The sequence below is a fragment of the Paenibacillus sp. Soil724D2 genome (genome assembly GCF_001427935.1).
In the GTDB taxonomy this organism is placed as follows: Bacteria; Bacillota; Bacilli; order Paenibacillales; family NBRC-103111; genus Paenibacillus_E.
The window spans coordinates 1-4,920 of sequence record NZ_LMRY01000053.1; the positions used below are offsets into that span (position 1 = coordinate 1).

Below are 4,920 nucleotides of genomic sequence, written 5' to 3' on the forward strand. Positions count from 1 at the left end.
AGTTAAAGAAAAATGAAGTAAAGCCGTTTAAACTCGCAATTTAATAAGTAATCTGTTGCTTTAGTCGACTAGTGTCCAGTATTAGGGGGTTAGACCGAATTTAACCGTATTTCATGCTTTGGAGCTGCTTTTTGGAGGAAATGTTGTACATTCTACAACAATCGAAGGGATATCGTTAATTAGCTAGCTTAATGTTGTACAGAATACAACTTTGCTTTTTCGTAGCCCACGCGGGGGGAGGACAATATTGCTTTGAGCAGCCCATATAAGGGGAGTGCAACATTATTTTGTGCTACTTATATATAGGGAGCACAACATTGCTTTGAGCAGCTCATAAGAAGGAAGTAGAACATTGCTTGTATCACCATATGGAGGAAATACGGTTCCGAGCATCTATACAGAACAATGCTCATCTATGAAAGAAACAGAGACACATCCACTGGTGGATTGTGCCTCTGCTTATTTGTGTTGGCCTGCTTGCACCGCAGGCTGCTGTTATGATTCTCGCAGCCAAGCTTTGGCGAGCATCATGGCACCGCGCGCGGCAGCGGTGTCGGCCAAGGCATTGAGCATCACGAAGTCGTGGATGATGCCTTGGAAGCGCACGGACGTGACGGGCACGCCGGCTTCGCGAAGCTTGTTCGCGTAGGCTTCGCCTTCATCGCGCAGCACGTCGGCTTCACCCGTGATGATCAGCGCGGGCGGGAGGCAGCTGAGCTGCTCGAGCGTAGCTCGCAGCGGGGATGCCGTCACCTCCGCTCGTTCGCGGGGATCGGACGTGTACTGATCCCAAAACCACTGCATCGCATCACGACGTAAGAAGTAGCCTGTTGCGAACTGCTCATAGGAATCCGTATCGAAGGATGCATCGGTTACAGGGTAGAACAGCAGCTGCTTGTGGATGGGCGGCCCCTTGCGTTCCTTGGCGACCAATGTAATGGCTGCGGCCATATTGCCGCCAACACTATCGCCTGCAATAGTGAGACACTCTGCGTCAAAGCCGTACTCTTTTGCATTATTGGCTATCCATTGGAGGACAGTATAGATCTCCTCGAGTGCAGTTGGATACTTGGCCTCAGGCGAAAGGCTATAGTTGGGGAATACGACGGCTGCCTGAGCACCAACTGCAAGCTCCCGGACCAAGCGATCATGTGTATGTGAATTTCCGAAGACCCATCCAGCACCGTGGATGTATAGGATAACGGGGAGTGTCGGCGGTGATTTCTTTGGTCGCAGAATTCTCACGGATACCTCACCGCGCGGGCCGCCTGCGATTGTGAGATCTTGCATGTCGACAGCTTCTTTATGGACAGGCTCGGATTGCACCTTGTCAACAGTCTCGCGCCCTTTTTCAGGACCTAGATCGAAAAGAAATGGCGGTTTTGCAGTATCATCTGCGAATTTCTGCGCGGCGGCTTCAAGATGAATTTTGTTTGGCATGGATAGTTCCTCCTTTGACGTGTTCACGTATGGATTAACATCATCGATTATTGATTCAAATGCCTACTACTATGTAAACGCTGAACCTAAGTTTGAATCTCTCTTCCGTCGAAAAGGCACTCAATAGGTTGCCCTGATTCACAGGATTATATCCATTTTCGAAATATTCTGAGGTCATTTTCCCTTTAAGCAAGATCTTGCTTTTCTCTTGAATGTAACTGGCTTTCAACATTTGAACTAGTACACAGCAATAATTAAATGTTATTATGAAAGGAAATAAGTAGAAAAAGGATGTGGATAAATTGGAAGCGCTATCTCTGAGTGCCCTTCAAGCAGGTAATACGTCACATAACTATGAAGTTATTCCGAATTGGGCCAAAGTGCCCGAAAACGTCACACTAGGTTACACACACGGAATTGAAGTTGATAGTGCGGATCGCTTTTATTTGTTCCATACCGGAACGCCTTCTGTTCTAGTATTTGACCGCAATGGGCAATATTTGAATGCTTGGGGCGAAGAATTCGAAGGAGGTGCGCACGGCTTTTATCTGCACAAAGAAGCAGGTGGCGAATTCCTTTATGTGACCGACACGGACAAAGGGATTATGGTTAAAACAACATTAACCGGCGAACATTTGCTAACAATCGGCACGCCTGATCTACCTGAGATTTATGATGCTGAACACAAATTTGTGCCTACGGATGTGGCTGTAGCGCCGAATGGCGATATTTATATTTCAGATGGTTATGGCCAAAGCTGGGTGCATCAATATAATGCTCTTGGTGACTATATTCGCTCATGGGGAGGAAAAGGCTCAGAAATGGGGCAATTCGCTTGTCCACATGGTATTTCCGTTGATTTACGACGCGGAGAACCAGAACTTTATGTTGCGGATCGGGGCAATCATCGGATCCAAGTGTTTACACTCGATGGTCAATTCAAACGCACCTTTGATCATGATATGGATATGCCATGCAGCTTCTATTTCTACAAGGATGAAATGTATTTTCCGGACTTATTCAGCCGTGTAACGGTATTCGATAAACATGATAGATTAATTGCGCACTTGGGTGAGGATCGTCAAGCTAAATCGCAAGAGGGATGGCCTAATCTAGATAAAGCTTATTATCGAGCAAACAAATTTAGTTCTCCGCATGGTATCTGTGTTGATTCGCGTGGGGATGTGTACGTGGCCGAGTGGATTTCGGATGGGCGCTTGACCAAGCTCGCTCGCAGGTAATTGTTTGTTATAATCATCGTGATACTATCATGCAGGAACAAAGTCACTCTTCCAAGAGTGGCTTTTTTTCTTGTGATCGATTAGTAGCCTCGGTTTTTCTTGCTTTACCTTAAGATAAGCTAACTTTTTCTGAGTAAACGATAAGCCTGTTGTCCTACATGTGCGCTATAGTTAATTTGTTGATAAGGGCCACTTTTAGGAGGGATTATGTTGAGTAAATTAACCAATGAAGAAGTCGAATTTTATAAGAAAAATGGGTATTTACTTTATGAAAAGCAGCTGTTTTCACCAGAGAAGTTAGCTGAATTGACGGATATATTTGAAGATCAACTGAAGCAAAAAGGAAGTAAACTGTCCGACGAGCTGGACACACCTCATTTCCGCGAAGAACGCCTGCTCAAATTCCTCTTGTCTGATGAAGTACTGGATCTCGTGGAGCCTATTATTGGACCGAATATTGGTCTATGGTCCAGCCATTTTATTTGCAAAGACCCCTTTATTGGCAGGGCAACACCATGGCATGAGGATTCAGCTTATTGGAAAGGCCGGGTTAGTTCATTTGATAAAATCGTTACGGTTTGGCTCGCTATCGATCATAGCTCGAAGGAAAATGGCTGCATGCAAGTTATTCCCGGCACACATAACAACGGTTTCTCAGAGTATGAAAGTGTAGATGGCTCCCAGAATCTGTTTAATACGCAAATTAAAAACATGAATACATCAACAGCTGTTCACTTCGAATTACGGAGAGGTCAATGCTCGCTGCATGACTCGCGCATCATTCATGGTGCAGATCCTAACAAAAGTGAAAACCGTCGTTGTGGATATACCATGCGTTATTTCTCAACCGAAACTCAAGTGTATCCAGAGAAAAATCGAAACTTTAAAGTATGGTTGGCACGTGGTCAAGATCTAGCAGGAAATACGTATGCTAACGTATAAAAGACAGCTGCAATAGCCGATTTATGGTGTGTCTCATTGTGCTATAATAAATGGAAAAATGGAGGCGGAGGGCAGGTATGAAGAAACAACCGATTAGATTAACGAATGCCCAATTTATTGATCCCTCCACCTCCTTTCAAATTTACTTTCAACACATTAACTCCGAGCACCACTCCCTGCATTGGCATGAATTTTATGAGCTTTGCTTTGTTCTCCGTGGCAGAGGAGTCAACATTGTTAATGGAACGGAGCATCAGCTTACCAGGGGAAGTCTTTTTTTACTCACACCAGCTGATTTTCATGAGATCTATTCTTTTCCCGATGAACCCATGGATATTTACAACCTTGTTTTCTCCGGTGAATTTCTTGGAGAAGACATAAGAGAGCTGATGTTTCAACAATTTGCCGAATATATGTTTGATATGGATGTCAACTTTGACATGATAGAGTCCGAATTTCACCTGATTAGCAGTGAGGCCCATAATTGGATGCCAGGTCAGCAAATGATGGTGAAAGGTGCGCTAGAGCGGATTCTTCTTACCCTTTTTCGAGCCTATAATCAACAGCACCCACGTATCGATGAAAAGGATGTAGAAGCGCAGCATCGTTCGATTCAGAGAGCTCTTGTCTATATTCATCACCATTTTCGTGATCCACTACGATTAGAGGACGCAGCCAAACAAGCTGCTTTGGCACCTAATTATTTCAGTCAAGCATTTCGTAAAATGACAGGTATTCCATTCCAGATTTATTTACAAGGACTGCGTTTGAACTTTGCTAAATCCTTGTTAATGGCATCGGATATACCTGTCACAGAGATTTGCTATGCATCCGGATTTAATACGCTAACCCACTTCGAACGAGCTTTCAAACAAAAGTTCGGGAGCTCGCCGAGAACCTTTCAGAAGTAAGATTGTGGAAAATGCCCCTGTTTTGTAGCCATACAAAATAGGGGCTTATTTATTTTGTTGGGGTTTTAACATACCGCCATACAGTGTATAACGCGTGCCCGGGATTCGCGCACTTTGAGAGCTGTGATAGAAATGGGAAGTTAGTGAATTAGAAATTGAGATGGAAAGTTGTACGGTGTACAACAATTTCCTCGATTCCTACGGGGCAAGCTAAAAGATGTTGTATTCAGTACAACAATTCAGCCTTTTTAAAGGGAATAGGGCTACTTTTGGCTAGAATTGTTGTATTTTCGGCTAGGCCCCCGAATTCTGGAGTCTTCCCGTTAAAAAAGCCAATTTTCGTAAGATTGCTTCTTTGTGCTAACAGTTACATTGCTTTATAGAAT

At 44.2% G+C, this 4,920-nt stretch carries 4 protein-coding genes; 3 read left to right on the forward strand and 1 reads right to left on the reverse strand.

The annotated features are described in order from the left end of the window. Positions 1-495 precede the first annotated feature (495 nt). The gene (locus ASG85_RS30315; RefSeq protein ID WP_060648709.1) at positions 496-1,440 is read right to left on the reverse strand and encodes an alpha/beta hydrolase; all 945 of its coding nucleotides are present in this window, start codon (positions 1,438-1,440) and stop codon (positions 496-498) included. Positions 1,441-1,742: 302 nt separating this feature from the next. Between ASG85_RS30315 and ASG85_RS30320 the strand changes: the two genes are divergently transcribed. The 3 genes from ASG85_RS30320 (at position 1,743) to ASG85_RS30330 (ending at position 4,534) form a co-directional block, all read left to right on the forward strand. After that, a complete protein-coding gene (locus tag ASG85_RS30320; protein ID WP_060648711.1) occupies positions 1,743-2,681 on the forward strand; it encodes a 6-bladed beta-propeller in 939 nt (312 codons plus the stop codon). A 207-nt stretch (positions 2,682-2,888) separates the two neighbouring features. Then, positions 2,889-3,623: a phytanoyl-CoA dioxygenase family protein gene (locus ASG85_RS30325; protein ID WP_235550262.1), complete on the forward strand. Its 735-nt coding sequence runs from the start codon at positions 2,889-2,891 to the stop codon at positions 3,621-3,623. A gap of 77 nt (positions 3,624-3,700) precedes the next feature. Next, entirely contained in the window at positions 3,701-4,534 is an 834-nt protein-coding gene (locus ASG85_RS30330; RefSeq protein WP_060648713.1) for an AraC family transcriptional regulator, read from the forward strand. Positions 4,535-4,920 lie beyond the last annotated feature (386 nt).